Below are 15,561 nucleotides of genomic sequence, written 5' to 3'. Positions count from 1 at the left end.
TCTCAATGCACATATCCAAAAATGGCACAATTTATGTGCTCTTTGAGGTATGGCACTTAATATTAAAGAAATTAATCGAAAACACCTCCTCAGGTCGGATGTTGTATATAGGATAAATTATGGTTTATGCAGCCGTCTTGTAAATTTTAGAAACGGCATTATGTATCTGGAAGTCATGTTTACTAAGAAGTGGAAAAAAAATTATGATGAAACCACGGAAGAGCTAGCACAATGTTGGAAAGAAACAAACGACGAATTAAAAAAAGCTATTGGTTGTAAAGTCTATATCATTGATGCTCGTCAATATCCTTATAAAAAAGAAATGTATCTCCATTCAGGAGTTGCCAGTTATGATGCTAAAAAAGGAATGCTCTTTAATACAGATCAATTAAATTAATCAACCCATTCTGCCATAAACAAATTGGTATCATGTGTACCACCATTATTACGATTAGAGGCCCATACCAATCGTTTTCCATCGGGTGAAAACATAGGGAATGAATCGAATACGGAGTCAAATGTTATTTGTTCGAGTCCGGTTCCATCTAAATTAATAAGGTATAAATTAAATTGATATCCTTTAGGAGCAGCATGATTTGAAGAAAAGATTATTTTTTTACCAGAAGGATGATAGAAAGGTGCCCAGTTTGCTTTCCCTAAATTGGTAACTTGATGATAATTTCCACCTTGTAAATTACACGTAAATATTTCCATTTCTGTTGGTTGCACCAATCCCTTTTGCAACAATTCATAATATTCTTTTCTTGCTTCAGAATCCTTCGGTCTGGAGGCTCTAAAGACGATTGAATTCCCGTCTGGTGAAAAGAAAGCACCTCCATCATACCCTGGCAAAAACGTAATTTGCTTTTTATTTTTACCATCAATATCCATGATCCATAAGTTTAAATCTCCCTGTCTAAGAGCCGTATATAGAATCTTATTTCCTTTTGGAGAGACCGTAGCTTCTGCATCATAACCTGCAATATTTGTTAATTGCTTTTTCAGATTTCCTTTTAGATCTGCTACATAAATATCAAAACTTGAGTAAATCGGCCAAACATATTTTCCTCCTGTTGTCCGTTCAGGAACTGGAGGACAAGCTGAAGTATCCCGATGTGTTGAGGCGAAAATAATCATTGAATCTCCAGGCATAAAATAAGAACAGGTAGTCCGGCCTCCTCTTCTAGAAATATAATGCGGTTTGTTTTTTGATAAATCATCTAGATCGGGATTGAAATAATATATTTGATCACATTCTGCACCCCAAGCCGGGTTATCGGATTGAAAAACCAGCATTTTACCATCGAAACTCCAATAGGCTTCTGCATTATTGCCGCCGAAAGTAAGTTGTTTTACATTTTTAAGATGCTTTTCAGCAGGATAATGAATTGTGTTTTTTGAGCTATCCTTATTTGGCATTTGCCCTGCCAATTCCTGACTTGTGGTTACTGGTTGTTCTGTTTTTGTTGGGCTGTTCTTGCAATTTAAAAATAAAACAAAGCAAACCAAAGCAATTGGTGTCATTTTTGCATCACAAAGGCGATTATAAATTTTCATAACGTATGGTTTCAAATAAACTAAATTCAGACATTGAGATAGCTCAATCAATAAAATTACAAGGAATTACAAAAATAGCCGAAAAGTTAGACTTAACACCAGACAAACTAGAACTATACGGTTCATTTAAAGCAAAATTGCCTTTAAGTTTAATTCGTGAAGAAAAAGTAAAAGATTGTAAGTTAATTTTGGTTTCTGCAATTTCGCCTACACCAGCAGGAGAAGGTAAAACAACCACTTCTATTGGTTTGTCGGAAGGATTGAATAAAATTGGCAAAAAAACAACTGTAGTGTTAAGAGAACCATCTTTAGGACCAGTGTTTGGAATTAAAGGAGGTGCAACAGGAGGTGGATGGTCTCAGGTATTGCCTATGGAGGATATAAATCTTCATTTTACAGGAGATTTTTCAGCAGTTGAAAAGGCCCATAATTTACTCGCCGCATTAATTGATAATAATCTTCAGAATAAAAAATTCAATCTAGGACTAGATTCGAGAACGATTGCCTGGAAACGCGTGATGGATATGAATGACCGTTCTCTTCGAAAAATGACCATTGGATTGGGCGGAACCGGGAATGGTATCCCTCGGGAATCAGGTTTTGACATTACTGCGGCGTCAGAAATTATGGCTATTTTATGTTTATCGAAAGACCTTACCGATTTAAAACAGAAAATGGGTAATATTTTTATTGGTTTCACTTTTGACAAAAAACCAATATTTGCAAGAGATTTGAAAGCAGAGGGTGCTATGGCCGCGCTTTTAAAAGACGCAATAAAACCTAACTTAGTACAAACGATCGAAGGCAATCCTGCGATTATCCATGGAGGACCATTTGCAAATATTGCTCAAGGAACCAATACGATCATTGCAACCAAAATGGGTATGTCCTTATCAGATTATGTAGTGACCGAAGCTGGTTTTGGATTTGATTTAGGCGCTGAGAAATTTTTAGATATTAAATGCAGAGCGGCTGGTTTGTCGCCAAATGCAGTGGTAATTGTGGCAACCGTTCGCGCTTTAAAATATCATGGTGGAAAGTCCCTTAAGAATTTATCTAATCCCGATGCAAAAGCGGTTGAAAAAGGATGTGAAAACCTTGAAAAACATCTTGAAAATGCAAAACAATTTGGATTACCTGCAGTTGTCGCTATTAATAAATTTGCAACCGATACAGATGAAGAATTAAATATTATCAAGGAAAAATGCAAAGCTTTTGGAGCAGAAGCTGTATTTTCAGAAGTCTGGGCTAAAGGTGGTGAAGGTGCAATAGAATTAGCTGAAAAAGTTGCTAAAATTGCAGATCGCTGGAATGAACCCTTTATTCCTTGTTACGAACTCAATTGGGAACCAGAACAAAAAATACATGCAATTGCTACTAAGATTTATGGTGCTGCTTCCGTTGAATATTCAGCAGATGCAAAGAATGATTTAAAAAAGATACAAAGTTTGAATTTAAATCACTTACCAGTATGTATTGCAAAAACTCAAAAATCATTATCTGATAATCCAGATTTAATCGGCAGGCCAAGAGATTTTATACTCACTGTAAGACAAATAGAAATTGCTGCAGGTGCCGGATTTATTGTACCCATTACTGGGGAAATAATGCGAATGCCAGGCTTACCTGATGAACCTTCTGCAGAAAAAATAGACATTGATGAATTCGGTGTTATTAGTGGCTTATTCTAATTGCAATTGAGCTACCGTTTTAATCATTCTTAATACGCTAATGCAGAAATTTAAAAATTCAAACTAAGAATGAGTGGATGGTGGAAGTGCATACCTGATTTTTAAATTTAGAATTCCATACATGCCAAAATTAGGTGCACTAATTTTTATTAACTGACAATTCAATACGCTACTAATTCCATCTTTTTTGTGTCCACTTTTTGACCATTGATAAATAAGCTATAATAAAATATTCCACATTCATAATTATGCCAATTATAATCATAGATCAATTCATTAATTCCAGGAATTAATTGAAGCTCAATTTTCTTTACGATCCTACCGTCGGCTGAAGTCACCATAAGTTCCGCTGTCTTAATATTCGAAATATCATTTACAAAAATGGGTATTAACGTTTGTTCATCAAAAGGGTTCGGCTTGTTTTGCAATAGCTCCACAAAAGCTTTTCGTTTTGTATCTTCTACTAAACTAAATACACGTACATTATATTCTTGACCAAACATACTGATCCAACCTAATGAATCAATTCCACAGGCAGTTATATAATATTGTGTAGGAATTAATTCTTCAATTAATATTTCTGGTTGGTCTGAAATTATTACCGTATCAAAATAAGCACTATTAATTCGCCGAACACCAAAAACAAATTTCTTAGCTGCTTGTGGATTTTCAATCTTTAAATTTAAGGATCGCACTTTAGGTGTAACCACAAGCGTAAATGCATCTAAATTGGAGGAAGCCGCATTTACAGCAGAAAGTGCATTTACTATTGTATTGTTGCGTAAGTAATTAAAATTCACATATAAGCTATCGAAAATGCCATCTCCGTTAAGATCTTTCCCTAAGATGTCCCGAGTGCTATGCTGCCGGTCAGTATATCCTACCTGTGTAGGATTTCCGTCTCCATGTTCATAGGAAGATGTAAATCGAATTGCTGGATACCCTTGTTCTCTGAATGGAATATGATCACTTCCTCTTCCAGAACGATCTTCACCAAACATGATATCAATTTTAGGAGCCAATGGCATTGCTTTCATAAGATTTTCTTCTACTAAAATTCTGGTTAATCGGGCCAAATTTTTAGGCATGCTATTCGTTGTCCCGGCAGAAAAAATTCTGAGCCTTAAGCTATCCATCAAATTTGGTCCGGGACAACTAGGAGGTGATGAAGTCACCCCACATTCAATGCCCCCTACAATGTCATTATTAAAGACTGCTTTAATTTTAATGCCATTTTGCTTACAAAATGTGGCAAAGGATCTAGATCCACCAAGTCCTTGTTCTTCACCAGTAACCCATAAAATTACCAAGGTTCTATTCAATTTTACCTTACTTAAATGCCTCGTAAGTTCCATTAATAATGAAGATCCGCTTCCATTATCATCCGCTCCTTGTGCTACACAAAGAGTATCGCAAACATCTTCACAGCGGCTATCTAAATGCGCTTCCACAATTACCAGTTCATCTCGCAAAGCACCTGTACCCGGAATAATCGCAAATAATTCACGGTGCCTTATCCGAGAGCACATTGTAAAATCAAATTCAAACTCACACGGAATTAAAACGGACTTTTCTTGATTTGACCAATAATTAAGATAGGATCGAATCCAGTTTCTTGCACCAAGAATCCCTTCTGTAGGCTTTGAAAGTTGATCAGCAATCGTATTTCTATTATTAAAAGAGACTAAACCAGCTAAATATCTATGTAATGAATCAGCATTTATTTGCGAAACTAGAAAATTACTTAGATTTTCATTAGCCTGGAGCTCTCTATCGGCAAATGAATCTGCTTTAAAATTTCCTTTTAATAGATCAAGACATGCAGGATCTGATAAACTGAAGTTACTTTGACTTGTTAATAAACTAAGCCCATAAAGTAAAAAGAAAAATATCTTTGTAAATCTTTTCATGGCTGCTAAATTAATATAAATTTCCTATTTATGAAATTTCGTACAAATAAGAATTCAATTCGTTTCAGACTTAGTCAATCAGAAGTTGATGAATTTTTTACGCATGGACTAGTCCATGAATGTATACAATTTACATCCAACGGCTGCGATGTTCTGTGTTACTCTTTAATTCAAGCAGATCATGAAGCCATTTCAGTAACTTTTAATAATAATCATTTAAGAGTATATATTCCAAGCCAATCGGCTAAGGATTGGTGCAAAAGCAATGTAATAGGAATTGAAACACAGCTCCAATTAGCGGATCATAAATCATTATACGTATTAATTGAAAAAGATTTTCAATGTCTTCAACCAAGATTGCATGAAGATGAATCTGATAATTTTCCAAATCCAAAGTCGGAACTATGCTAAGTCAGTTATCGCTAGAAATTAGAAATAAGCAAATTACAAGAATAGAGCATGAAAAAGTATCTAAAACAGATCTTATCGTTATAGAAGAACCCCTTGAAATTAACTTAAGTTATATTCAAAATGGCAAACTAAAATATAAGACAATATCAATTACGATGCGCACACCAGGCGATGATGAAAATTTGGTGCGCGGATTTCTATTCACAGAAGGAATTGTAAAAAACCCTATCACAGATATTGATCATTTTGAATTTAGATTTAATTGCAATGCCGAACCGGTCGAACAACAAACTATAATAGTACATTTAAAAGAACATTGCATTCCACAAATCGAAAACCTTGAACGGCATTTTTATACAAGCTCAAGTTGCGGTGTTTGTGGTAAAACAGCCATCGATCTGTCCTTAGATAATTGTGCATTTTTGTTGCGAAAAGATTACCCAGTTTTAAAATCTCAAATATTATATAGCCTTGTTGAAAAATTAAATAACGCGCAACTAATATTTCAAAAAACAGGCAGTATTCACGGTTGTGCGATATTCGACACCCATGGGAATTTAATATTATCCGCTGAAGATGTGGGTCGGCATAATGCTTTAGACAAACTTGTAGGTAAAGCTTTTACGCATAGTTTAGTACCATTACAAGATCATTTGATCGTATTAAGTGGAAGAGTTAGTTTTGAATTAGTCCAAAAAGCATTCATGATTGGAACCCCAATACTTGCTGCTGTTGGTGCACCGTCGAGTCTTGCTATAGAAACAGCAGAAGTTTTTGGAATTAGCCTAATTGGCTTTTTGAAACATAACAAAGCCAATATATATTCCAATCCAAATAGAATAGCAATTGAATGAAATTAAATGGATTAATACTTTGTGGTGGGAAAAGTTCAAGACTGGGGCTCCCAAAATACAAGCTCCATAAAAATGGAATCCCATTATACAGATCCATGTTAAAACTATTAGAACCAATTTGTAAAACGGTATATATTTCATGTAGACAGGATCAAATTCAAGATCTTAAGCATGCGCATATTTTATGTGATCAAAATTCGACAAATGGTCCATTAGAAGGCTTGTATCAAGCTTTTGTTGAAAACTCCAAAAGTGATTGGTTAATTATAGCTGTTGATCTGGTCTATATAACATTTGAAGATATTGAATTGCTTGTTAAAAATCAAGATGAAACATATCAAGCTATTTGTTTAAACAACCCAGAAACCAATGAGCCATATCCTTTATTTGCTATTTATAACGCTTCGATATTCAAGAATCTAATAGCAGAATATAACAGTAAACTAAAATCCGCTAAACGTCTTCTTATGGAATCTAAAATTAAAACAATACCGTTGGAAGATTCAAATATTTTAAAAGGAATTAATACCGTTGAAGATTTAAATAAATGGAATGAATTGCAAGCTATTTAATCCAAAAAACCAGTTTGTAATTCTTTTAATTCCGTAATTGAGAATAATTTATCAATTGTATAAAGTTCGTTAAATTTTTCAATCAAAGAGTTTCTCACAACAACAATTAAATGCTGTTTTTCAGATATCGCACTGCTTTGTAAAATGTGCAATACATCTGGCATCAGTCCTAAATTATTAAATTCCAAGGGGCCGAACTCATCCAGAATACAATATCGCAAACCAGCGTTCCAATCCGTAATTAAGCAATGCGTTGCTAACAGAAAAGAAGATTTTAAAAACTTATATTTACCAATATCGAATGTCAAATTTTGCGAACCCAAGGCCGCTTCCATTGCAATCATCCGACTGTTTTTTAGAAGCATAAAATGTCTTTTAGAATCTATAACAGGACTCAGAAAACCACCTACGTCTGTTCGAAACGATAACCAATCTTTCAAATAACTAGTTTTACCAGTCCCAATATCTCCAGTTACTACAAAAAGTGACATTAAAATTATTTATAGCTAAGAATTTCCAAAAGCGTCAAGGTGAAAAAATGCTTCAAACGTCTAAAGCCTTTAAATTTAGCAGATTGATGCCAAGAATACAAAATGATCAGCTTAAGCTTTGGAAACACTTCAATTATTTCATCAACTTCAGCTTGGTATGAAACTAACTTATTATTTAGATACTTTTTAATCAACAGCAGGGAATACGGCATAACAATATAATACCAAAATAAGATCACAGAAATCGTACGTAAAAAATAATAAATTAAAAAATGATCTTTATAAGACTCCTTATTAAAAATCAGAAAGGTAAATACTACAAATACAATTATAAATGAATACAATAATAATTTCAACCAGAATGGTTTCAGTTTTTTATTCGAAATTATAGGTTCATTAATGTATGCATTTAAAGATTCATTCGTTCGGGTTCCAAAATTAATCATCTTAAATTGCTCCAACAAACTATGGATAAAAAAAGCTGACAACAAGGCAAATACCAGGTATATACTAAAATAAATTCCAACCAACCATAGAGAAGCATTACTGATTTCTAATTGAAACAATTGCTTTCCGATATTCTCAACAAAAACATCAATTGCATTCCAAAAAGATAATCCACCAATGACCGTCAATGTTATTAATTTTTGAACAGCCGATTCCAAAAAACTTAAAACACAAACGAATATAACACTTATTAAATGGATGCCAAATAACCGGTAAAAAACATATGCACAAACTGCTTGAAAGCTCACAGCAAAATACGCTGTAACACTAGAATGTGGGCTCATCAACAATTTTATTATAAGGACAATTATTAATGCATTAAACAAGGTTTTCTTATCCGTCCCGGAAAAGTAAATAATAAAACTAATTAAAGCGACAGCTATGCTTCCAATAATCAAACCTGAAAAAGGAAAATTGAGCGCATGTAAAAAGCCACCGAGCCCTGATTCATTTAAAGCCCATAAAGCTGTTAAACGAAAAATAATCGTTTGATTTTGGGAATTTGCTTCAGCGTTTAGCATTTTACAAAAAGGCTGCGAATAACTTACTCCGTAGGAGTAATAATTTCTGTCTTCTCACCGAAGTAATTTACAAAATTCATAAACTGATTTGCTAAATCCTTATTGTTAGTTGCTTTAACATAAGTGTCGCACATCGCTTGCAGGGAATGGAACATAAAACGATTCATTTCCTCCATTTGAAAATCTTTAGTCCATAAATCAAGTTTTAGGGTATCTTTTGACTCTTCCTCAAAAATGGATAACAGAAATGCTTTAGCATTTGCACCTTTATCCTGATGATTATCGGTTGACCAAAAAATGGACTCCGGTATATTCTGTTCATCGAGGTTTACTATTAATTTAATCTCTGTAGTTTTGCTCATCTAAATACTATTTTGGAACCACAATTTTATAATATGCACAATTTTGACCACCAAAAATACCAAGGCCATTTTGAATATTACCATTAATTCTTACGTAAGAAGAAAATGGTCCTTGACGGGTCCTACTTGTTTCCAGAGTACTCCAAAAACTAAAATGGCTCTCCGGTATATTACACCATTTTATCTGCACTGTATCTCCCCGTTTAAACAGACCTGTGTTGTCACCAAAAGACTCATCTGCTCCTTGTGCTTTTGAAAGGGTAAATTTAAATTTTTGTCCGTCGAAAAAAACATCATCCGTTACAGAAGCTATGCCTGCTGTTAATTGCTCCTCTTTACCTGCGGTTAAATATCTATAATAATCTGACTGACCTTGTAAATCAGAAATAATACAAAACATTTGTGCAAATGTATCATTTGAATTCTTTCCAGGTGGTTTTTCAAACCAAAAACTATCAATAGGGATTAAATCTGGAATTTGCGTTTGACTAAAAAAAGTATCAGATTGAGTGATGACACGCAATTCATAATTTACATCTTCTTTCGGTTTAATTTGGCCTGATAAATCAACATAAATACAAATATCTGTTTTAATACTATCTGGATTAAAGCCAAATTGTTTTATGACTTCGGTTCTAAGTGGTTCTTGTAAACTACTTAAACACAGTTCTTGCAATGTATATCGACTGACTCCATCATAAATGCTCACGTCAGCAGATCGCACAAATGAATTATTTACTACATCGATACCAAACGATGAATAAAAAGGTAAAGAATAACTTATAATTGCATAGACTGGAATATTATTACTACTCTTCTCCAAATAGCATTCAATCACCAATTGTTTTTCATAAATAGTATCACCAGGTATAAATTCTTCTTCACAAGAAGTTAATAAAGTACCAAGTAATAACATTAATCCTGAAATATTTTTGTAGTTCATTTGTCTTATTTTTTAATATTCCAATAAAAATTCCAGGTTACAGAAGGAATTATTGTAAATACAGAAACTTTTAATGCTTTCGCAGATGCATTTCCAGTAAATACATTGGATTCGAAATCTGTATAAGTAAAAAAGGGATTCTTCCGATTATAAATATTATAAATACTAAAAGCCCAACTTGAATGAAATGGTTTTTTAAGCTTCTCAACATTTTCATAAATGAAAGACAAATCCATTCTGTGGTAATCTTCTAATCTTGCACTGTTTCTAGGACCGTATTCAATATTTGGTCTGGCATCAATAAAGAATACGCTTTTGATTGGTGTATACGATCTTCCGGTTGCATAAATAAAATTTCCAGAAACTTGCCAATTGCGGCTTAAACTATAATTAAACACACATACCAAATCATGTGGTCTATCATAAACAGCTGGGTATACTCTACCCTGCTCAATAGCTTCAAACCAACGTTCTGTTTTTGATAATGTATATCCTATCCATCCCGTTAACCTGCCTTTATTTTTTCTAATAAATAATTCCAAACCATAGGCTCTACCTTTCCCAGAAACAAATTCATTTTCAATTTCTGCTGAGAAATTTTCGACATAATTTTCTTTGTAATCCAATTGATTTCTAAGATCCTTATAATACGTTTCGATGGAAGCCTCTATTGCATTATCCATAAAGTTACGGTAATAGCCAAGTGCATATTGAATTCCAATTTGAGGTTTCACGAGTTCTGTACTTGGCACCCACACATCAGCTGGCAAAGTACTTCCTGAATTACTAACTAAATGGATATATTGACTAGACAAAGAAACACCACCTTTGATGGATGCGCTTTGTGAAACATTAAAATTCATTCCAATTCTTGGTTCTGGTACAACATATGTTTTTACAAGTTCTCCGGAATTATAAACCACTTGATTACTTGAAGACACATAAGGACCCACATGATTAAACATTGAAATTCTTACACCAGCATTGATTTTAATACCGCTGCGAACAGCCCAATCATCCATCACATAAACCTCTGTTTCATGTCCAAATTTAGGTTCAAATTTTGTTGAGAAGGTAACCTCACCATTTGTCGCATTAATTACATTTGGCGATAACCTATGATAGGTATATCGAAAACCTGTTTTAATTTGATGTGTTGGGTTCGGATAATAATCCAAATCCGTTTTAACAGAATAGTCCCTTACACCAGAATCTATATTAAATTGAAAGGCTTCCTGGCCTCCATGCAAACCAAAATGATAATCATTTGCAATCAAGGATACATTTAAAAAAAGATTATCCTGTAAAATATGGTTCCATCGAAATGTTCCCGTAGCATTACCATATGGCAATTCAACTTTAAAACCTCTTTCTTCATTCGCAAACTTAAAAACATCTCTACCGAAATAACCGCTAATAAAAATCCGATCTTTTGATCCAAGTTGATAATTTACCTTTGCATTTAAATCATAAAAATAATAATTCGTTCCTGCAAATTTTGTTTTGCTAATAAAAGGTTGTGCGAGATCAAGTGCATACGTTCTTCTACCAGAAAGAATAAAGGAACTTTTATACTTTTGCAAAGGGCCTTGCACTGTAAATCTACTGGATATTAAACCAACGCCTCCTTCTGCTACATAATCCTGATTATTTCCTTCTTTCATCTGGACATCAATAACGGAGGATATACGGCCGCCATAATTCGCTGGCATATTTCCTTTAATTAAAATTGAATTTTTAATTGCATCTGAATTAAATACACTAAAAAACCCAAGCAGATGTCCCGTATTATAAACAATGGCTTCATCCAACAATACAAGATTCTGATCAGGACCACCACCTCTTACATAGATTCCAGCTGTTCCTTCCGTAGCAGAAGAAACCCCAGGCAAAAGTTGCAATATTTTTATAAGATCGACTTCTCCTAATAATGCAGGTAATTTTTTAATTGTCTCCATAGAAATATCAATAGTACCCATCTCGGTACTTTCAATATTGTTCCTAGGATTTTCTGCAGTAATCTCCACTTCCTGCATATAAATACCAGGTTTCAAAAAGACATCAAAAATGGTATCCTGTTGCAAATTAAAGTTTATTTGTTCAGATGCGTAGCCTAAATAAGAGAACAATAAACGATGCTCACCTTCTGGCAATGTAAATGAATAAAATCCATAGGAATTACTAACGGTCCCTGTGGCTGGATTGCTTATTAAGTATAAATTAGCGCCGATCATGGTTTCACCAGATCCGTATTCCTTAATATATCCACTAATTGTGTAATTTTTTTGGGAATACCCACTAGATGAAAACATTAAAAAATAGAAACAAAACCAAATAAACAATTTCATGAACATTTGCATCTTAAATTACACTGAATGAATGTAATGGATAACAAACTAAATGTTTACAGGTTGCAATTTTATCCCTTGTTTTTTCAAGTTTCTTAGCACTCCTTGATTCCCATATAAATGTCCGGCACCGCAGGTAAAGAAACATGTTTTAGAGGCTCCAATTTCTACAATTCGATTCGAAATTATATGATTTCTATGAATCAGCATAATCGTTCGATATTTACCCAACATTTTTCTGCTTATATGATAGATAGATCGATTATCCTGTTTTTGATAATCTGATATCATTTTCAAATACAATTTACGTGAACTGTGCAGATTTGAGAATAAATCTTTCAACATTTTTAATTGATCTGACAATTTAATTTCCTCAATCATACTAAAATGTTGATGAAAATCTTCCAATCCGATTTTTTCTAAACCGGCTTCTGTAGCCATTTCCCAAAGTATTTGATCTAATGATTTTTCTTGTTGTCTTCCAATCAACTGTAAACTTAATTGATTAATTAACAGCAGCGGATAAATAGTTGAAAATTGGTCAAGATCCAGATGAAATAATTTTTTAGAGATTGATTGCATTTTATCCCATTGATTATTCTTAAATGCCTCTTTCCAATTTTGACCATCAGGCAATCTAAAATAAGACTGCATGTTACTAAATTCCATTTTGTCCATATCAATTTCAGCAGCAAATGCATTGCATTGATTTAACAAACTTGAAAATAAAATGCGATTATCATTCAGAATAGAACTATTCAAATGAATCGTGCCAAATAGATAAGAATTCAGTGTATTCTTAAAACTTAATTTCCACAATAGACCGGATTCAAATGCCATGGCTAGATTGAAATTAAAAATCCGATGGTGTATAATTATTAATCTAAATCTTCAATATGAATGGGTAGTTTATTAGAAGATTTTACAACAGATAGATTCATTAAGGTTTTTAAACGTTCGACTTCTTCAATAGCTGAAAGTTTTTTAAACAATAACATTTCATAAGATTGAATGTCTTTGCAAACTATTTTCATAAGGATATCTGCATCACCTGTAATTACATAGCAATCCGTAACTTCTTCAATATTTTTAATTTTCTCAACAAAACTTTCCATAGCGCGTGTTTTGTTCCAAGCTAAGTTGACTAAAACAAAGGTGCTAATGCTTAATTGCACTTTGTTGGGATTGACTTTAGCATGATAGCTCTCTATAACTTCTAATTGCTCGAGCTTTTTTACACGTTCCAAAGTAGGAGCTGGTGATAATCCAATTTTTCTAGATAGCTCAAGATTTGTAATCTTACTATTTTCCTGGAGTAAGTTTAGAATTTTAACATCGATTTTATCCAATTTGTCTGCCATAAATCAGTATTTATAAAATATAAAATTGAAAACACGTACTTTCAATGGCTAAGATAGAATAATATTCTGTATTTAACGGAATTTATTAGAAATATTTTTTTGCCAATAAAATGTTAAATCACAATATAAAAGTAGTTAGGAATTCCAATTTTAATGAAGTTTAATTGGACTGGAAAAATGGATAAAATGGTTATATGGTTACGTGTAAATATCCAATTTCTAACAAAAATGGGAAAAAACAAGCCCTAAGCTTCAAGCTTAGACTAGATTTAAAAGCAAGTATACTAATAATCAAGTATTTAAGTTTCTAAAGAGACCTAAATCAATGAATTTAGCTTAGCGTATAAACAAAATAAGGAAAGCTAAATCCTATGGAAAAATTCCAAGACTTGAATAATCGTTTGATATTTTATTTAAAGCACAAACAAACGCAGCACTTCTCAGGCCATCTATTTTATTGTTTTCCTTATAAGTTTCCCAAATTTGCTGGAAAGAAGTAACCATAGTTTCTTCTAATCCAGATCGCACTAAATCAATCTCATCTGCCCCTTTTGTTAAAAATTCACGTTCCCTAAGTCCGATTTTTTTAGCAGTAAGTTTTTCTATCAAACCAACAAAATTAGAATAGGTATTTGAATCGAAACGTTTTTCCATACGACCAAAACGCATATGTGACAGGTTCTTTAGCCATTCAAAATAGGATACAGTAACCCCGCCAGCATTTAAAAACATATCTGGAACAATGATAATTCCTTTTTTATTTAAAATTTCCTCTGCGTCGGCAGATATAGGCCCATTCGCTGCTTCTCCAATGATTTTTGCTTGAATCTTGTTCGCATTTTCAATCGTTATTTGATTTTCTAATGCTGCTGGAATTAAAATGTCACATTCCAATTCTAGTGCTGCTTCTTTAGAAGGCAAGGTCTTACTTCCCGGGAACCCAAGAATCGACCCATTTTCTTTACGATAAGTCAATAATTCAGTTATATTGATACCATTTTCATTATAAATAGAACCTTCATATTCTGATACTGCAATGATTTTAATATCTCCTTCATCCTGCATAATAGAACCCGTAAAGGAACCCACATTTCCCAATCCCTGAATTACGACTTTCTTTCCAGCTAATCCTTTGTCCAAACCAACTTTTTGCATTGCATCATCGGTGTCACACAATTCTCTTAAACCGTAAAAAACACCTCGACCAGTAGCTTCATTCCGTCCCCGGATACCATTTTGATTGACAGGTTTTCCAGTAACGCATCCTGCAGCATCAATGTCTCCCCCTTTAAACGTAAGATAAGTATCATAAATCCAGGCCATTTCACGAGGCCCTGTACCATAATCAGGTGCTGGAACATCAATACCAGGTCCAATAAAATTTTTCCGTATTAGTTCTGTTGTATATCTTCTGGTAATGCGCTCAAGTTGTTCTTCAGTATATTCTCTGGGATTGATTTTAACACCTCCTTTTGCACCTCCAAAAGGAACATCTACTATTGCGCATTTATAGGTCATCAATGCAGCTAACGCTTCTACTTCTTCCTTATCAACATGCTCATTATATCGAATCCCTCCTTTTGTAGGTAATCTATGGTGGCTATGTTGTGCCCGAAATGCCTGAATTACTTGAATTTTATCTCCAATTCTGACTGGAAATTTCATTTCATATACAGCATTGCAAGCTTTAATTTGTTCTAAAATTCCTTCTGAAATATCAGTAAAACTTGCTGCTCTGTCAAAATTTCGGTTTACACTTTCTAAAAAGGATCCATTATTTGTTTTCGTCATTGTTAATTCTTTTTTCGATTCTACGTATTTTTAATTCAAGGTGTATTAAAAATAACGCAATGCCTATAAAAATGATTGTTAAAACGCCAAATACCACATTGATTTTACCTGTTTCCCGCATGAAATCGCCTGCAATCGGACTTTCAACTAAACTGATTAATCCTAATAATTTCATGTAGTTAATCTTGATTTTTAATTTTATAAAATCTGCTGCGAAATTGAGCTTAATTCTTCAATTGACG

16 protein-coding genes are annotated in these 15,561 nt (G+C 33.5%); 5 read left to right on the top strand and 11 right to left on the bottom strand.

The window, feature by feature from the left end; all coding sequences use genetic code 11:
• The first annotated feature begins 49 nt into the window (after window positions 1–49).
• Window positions 50–397 (top strand): hypothetical protein, encoded by a 348-nt coding sequence (locus IPO86_09625; protein ID MBK9728364.1) that lies wholly within the window; start codon window positions 50–52, stop codon window positions 395–397.
• On the opposite strand, the gene IPO86_09620 is transcribed toward IPO86_09625, so the two are convergent.
• Window positions 394–1,419, bottom strand: a complete 1,026-nt coding sequence (locus IPO86_09620; protein MBK9728363.1) for a PD40 domain-containing protein — start codon at window positions 1,417–1,419, stop codon at window positions 394–396. The genes IPO86_09625 and IPO86_09620 overlap by 4 nt on opposite strands.
• Window positions 1,420–1,562: 143 nt before the next feature.
• On the opposite strand from IPO86_09620, the gene IPO86_09615 reads away from it, so the two are divergent.
• On the top strand, window positions 1,563–3,248 hold the full coding sequence (locus tag IPO86_09615) for a formate--tetrahydrofolate ligase (protein ID MBK9728362.1): 1,686 nt from the start codon (window positions 1,563–1,565) through the stop codon (window positions 3,246–3,248).
• Between the two features lie 161 nt (window positions 3,249–3,409).
• Here IPO86_09615 and IPO86_09610 read toward each other — a convergent pair whose 3' ends face one another.
• Window positions 3,410–5,158, bottom strand: a complete 1,749-nt coding sequence (locus IPO86_09610; protein ID MBK9728361.1) for a M28 family peptidase — start codon at window positions 5,156–5,158, stop codon at window positions 3,410–3,412.
• Between the two features lie 30 nt (window positions 5,159–5,188).
• Here IPO86_09610 and IPO86_09605 point away from each other — a divergent pair, with 30 nt between their 5' ends.
• Genes IPO86_09605 through IPO86_09595 form a run of 3 tightly spaced genes read left to right on the top strand, consistent with a single transcriptional unit; the run spans window position 5,189 to window position 6,995 of the window.
• On the top strand, window positions 5,189–5,569 hold the full coding sequence (locus tag IPO86_09605; protein ID MBK9728360.1) for a hypothetical protein: 381 nt from the start codon (window positions 5,189–5,191) through the stop codon (window positions 5,567–5,569).
• Window positions 5,563–6,423, top strand: a complete 861-nt coding sequence (gene fdhD / locus IPO86_09600; protein ID MBK9728359.1) for a formate dehydrogenase accessory sulfurtransferase FdhD — start codon at window positions 5,563–5,565, stop codon at window positions 6,421–6,423. Before IPO86_09605 ends, fdhD begins: the two co-directional genes overlap by 7 nt.
• On the top strand, window positions 6,420–6,995 hold the full coding sequence (locus IPO86_09595; GenBank protein ID MBK9728358.1) for a molybdenum cofactor guanylyltransferase: 576 nt from the start codon (window positions 6,420–6,422) through the stop codon (window positions 6,993–6,995). Before fdhD ends, IPO86_09595 begins: the two co-directional genes overlap by 4 nt.
• Here IPO86_09595 and IPO86_09590 read toward each other — a convergent pair.
• From IPO86_09590 to IPO86_09550, 9 genes are all read right to left on the bottom strand, one after another.
• Window positions 6,992–7,486, bottom strand: coding sequence for a hypothetical protein (locus IPO86_09590; protein ID MBK9728357.1), 495 nt, complete (start codon window positions 7,484–7,486; stop codon window positions 6,992–6,994). The two genes, IPO86_09595 and IPO86_09590, sit on opposite strands and share 4 nt — an antisense overlap.
• A 5-nt stretch (window positions 7,487–7,491) precedes the next feature.
• A complete protein-coding gene (locus IPO86_09585; protein MBK9728356.1) occupies window positions 7,492–8,514 on the bottom strand; it encodes a hypothetical protein in 1,023 nt (340 codons plus the stop codon).
• A gap of 23 nt (window positions 8,515–8,537) precedes the next feature.
• Window positions 8,538–8,876 (bottom strand): gliding motility protein GldC, encoded by a 339-nt coding sequence (locus IPO86_09580; protein MBK9728355.1) that lies wholly within the window; start codon window positions 8,874–8,876, stop codon window positions 8,538–8,540.
• Window positions 8,877–8,883: 7 nt separating this feature from the next.
• Window positions 8,884–9,819, bottom strand: a complete 936-nt coding sequence (locus IPO86_09575) for a DUF4249 family protein (GenBank protein MBK9728354.1) — start codon at window positions 9,817–9,819, stop codon at window positions 8,884–8,886.
• Between the two features lie 5 nt (window positions 9,820–9,824).
• On the bottom strand, window positions 9,825–12,167 hold the full coding sequence (locus IPO86_09570; protein ID MBK9728353.1) for a TonB-dependent receptor: 2,343 nt from the start codon (window positions 12,165–12,167) through the stop codon (window positions 9,825–9,827).
• Between the two features lie 48 nt (window positions 12,168–12,215).
• Window positions 12,216–13,007: a TraB/GumN family protein gene (locus IPO86_09565; GenBank protein ID MBK9728352.1), complete on the bottom strand. Its 792-nt coding sequence runs from the start codon at window positions 13,005–13,007 to the stop codon at window positions 12,216–12,218.
• 38 nt (window positions 13,008–13,045) lie between these two features.
• A complete protein-coding gene (locus IPO86_09560) occupies window positions 13,046–13,528 on the bottom strand; it encodes an Lrp/AsnC family transcriptional regulator (protein ID MBK9728351.1) in 483 nt (160 codons plus the stop codon).
• A gap of 369 nt (window positions 13,529–13,897) precedes the next feature.
• Window positions 13,898–15,319, bottom strand: a complete 1,422-nt coding sequence (locus tag IPO86_09555) for a Glu/Leu/Phe/Val dehydrogenase (GenBank protein MBK9728350.1) — start codon at window positions 15,317–15,319, stop codon at window positions 13,898–13,900.
• Window positions 15,303–15,494 carry a hypothetical protein gene (locus IPO86_09550; GenBank protein MBK9728349.1) on the bottom strand — a complete coding sequence of 64 codons (192 nt, stop codon included), beginning with the start codon at window positions 15,492–15,494 and terminating at the stop codon, window positions 15,303–15,305. Before IPO86_09550 ends, IPO86_09555 begins: the two co-directional genes overlap by 17 nt.
• Window positions 15,495–15,561 lie beyond the last annotated feature (67 nt).

This window comes from Saprospiraceae bacterium (assembly GCA_016717265.1).
Lineage (GTDB): Bacteria > Bacteroidota > Bacteroidia > Chitinophagales > Saprospiraceae > Vicinibacter.
Note: the sequence above shows the minus strand (reverse complement) of the source record. Positions and strands in the feature narration are given on the sequence as shown.

Bases quoted from the DNA above. Each gene is read 5' to 3' on its own strand.
- IPO86_09625 (MBK9728364.1), top strand. From the start codon at position 50: ATGGCACTTAATATTAAAGAAATTAATCGAAAACACCTCCTCAGGTCG.
- IPO86_09620 (MBK9728363.1), bottom strand. From the start codon at position 1,419: ATGCCAAATAAGGATAGCTCAAAAAACACAATTCATTATCCTGCTGAA.
- IPO86_09615 (MBK9728362.1), top strand. From the start codon at position 1,563: ATGGTTTCAAATAAACTAAATTCAGACATTGAGATAGCTCAATCAATA.
- IPO86_09610 (MBK9728361.1), bottom strand. From the start codon at position 5,158: ATGAAAAGATTTACAAAGATATTTTTCTTTTTACTTTATGGGCTTAGT.
- IPO86_09605 (MBK9728360.1), top strand. From the start codon at position 5,189: ATGAAATTTCGTACAAATAAGAATTCAATTCGTTTCAGACTTAGTCAA.
- fdhD (MBK9728359.1), top strand. From the start codon at position 5,563: ATGCTAAGTCAGTTATCGCTAGAAATTAGAAATAAGCAAATTACAAGA.
- IPO86_09595 (MBK9728358.1), top strand. From the start codon at position 6,420: ATGAAATTAAATGGATTAATACTTTGTGGTGGGAAAAGTTCAAGACTG.
- IPO86_09590 (MBK9728357.1), bottom strand. From the start codon at position 7,486: ATGTCACTTTTTGTAGTAACTGGAGATATTGGGACTGGTAAAACTAGT.
- IPO86_09585 (MBK9728356.1), bottom strand. From the start codon at position 8,514: ATGCTAAACGCTGAAGCAAATTCCCAAAATCAAACGATTATTTTTCGT.
- IPO86_09580 (MBK9728355.1), bottom strand. From the start codon at position 8,876: ATGAGCAAAACTACAGAGATTAAATTAATAGTAAACCTCGATGAACAG.
- IPO86_09575 (MBK9728354.1), bottom strand. From the start codon at position 9,819: ATGAACTACAAAAATATTTCAGGATTAATGTTATTACTTGGTACTTTA.
- IPO86_09570 (MBK9728353.1), bottom strand. From the start codon at position 12,167: ATGAAATTGTTTATTTGGTTTTGTTTCTATTTTTTAATGTTTTCATCT.
- IPO86_09565 (MBK9728352.1), bottom strand. From the start codon at position 13,007: ATGGCATTTGAATCCGGTCTATTGTGGAAATTAAGTTTTAAGAATACA.
- IPO86_09560 (MBK9728351.1), bottom strand. From the start codon at position 13,528: ATGGCAGACAAATTGGATAAAATCGATGTTAAAATTCTAAACTTACTC.
- IPO86_09555 (MBK9728350.1), bottom strand. From the start codon at position 15,319: ATGACGAAAACAAATAATGGATCCTTTTTAGAAAGTGTAAACCGAAAT.
- IPO86_09550 (MBK9728349.1), bottom strand. From the start codon at position 15,494: ATGAAATTATTAGGATTAATCAGTTTAGTTGAAAGTCCGATTGCAGGC.